Raw genomic sequence first — 630 nt, forward strand, 5'->3', positions numbered from 1 at the left:
GGCCAGCTCTGATCGGACCTTTATTTCCTTATGCGATTCCCGAGCATACGAAGGTGGAAAAACTACGGGTATGGATCGAATTGTTCGAAAAGTTTTATACCGCCAACCGATACACAAATGAGCGGACGTACGTTCGCAGCTTAAAGGTTCAGAGTCGATTCCAACAATTTATCGAGTTTTTTCTGACCTATATCCTGAAAGAGGAGCATATCCCCGACCCCCGGATGTACAAGCTGCTTGAACGGCTAGATCAGGATCTGCTGCGTGGCAGTCCACAGCAACTGGAGGCCTACTATAGCGAGCTGAGAATCAGTCGCGGTTATTTCTTCGAGCTGTTCAAGCAAGCAACTGGCCTGTCTCCCGTACAATATGTCAACCATTTCCGAATGAATCGAGCGAAGGACGATCTCCGATTCACCGATCTAAGTGTCACGGACATAGCGGAGAAGCACGGATTCTCGTCCATTCATTATTTCTCCAAGCTCTTCCGCCAGTTGAGCGGTAAGTCTCCAAGCGAATTCCGGGAGGAAGGCGCGGGAGCACAGTGAAAGTCCAGTTGGATCACCTTGGCAGAGCCGGGTTTCAAGATGAGCTCGACGACATGTGCTGGATAAGAAAACGTCTATCTTC

General features: G+C 49.5%; 1 protein-coding gene. It reads left to right on the plus strand.

Going from position 1 to position 630, the window contains the following annotated elements; all coding sequences use genetic code 11:
* The coding region (locus AC1DWB_RS36900; protein ID WP_477545992.1) for a helix-turn-helix transcriptional regulator at window positions 1-548 on the plus strand (548 nt) is incomplete at its 5' end.
* Between the last annotated feature and the right edge of the window lie 82 nt (window positions 549-630).

This window comes from Paenibacillus sp. P4_E11 (assembly GCF_056401635.1).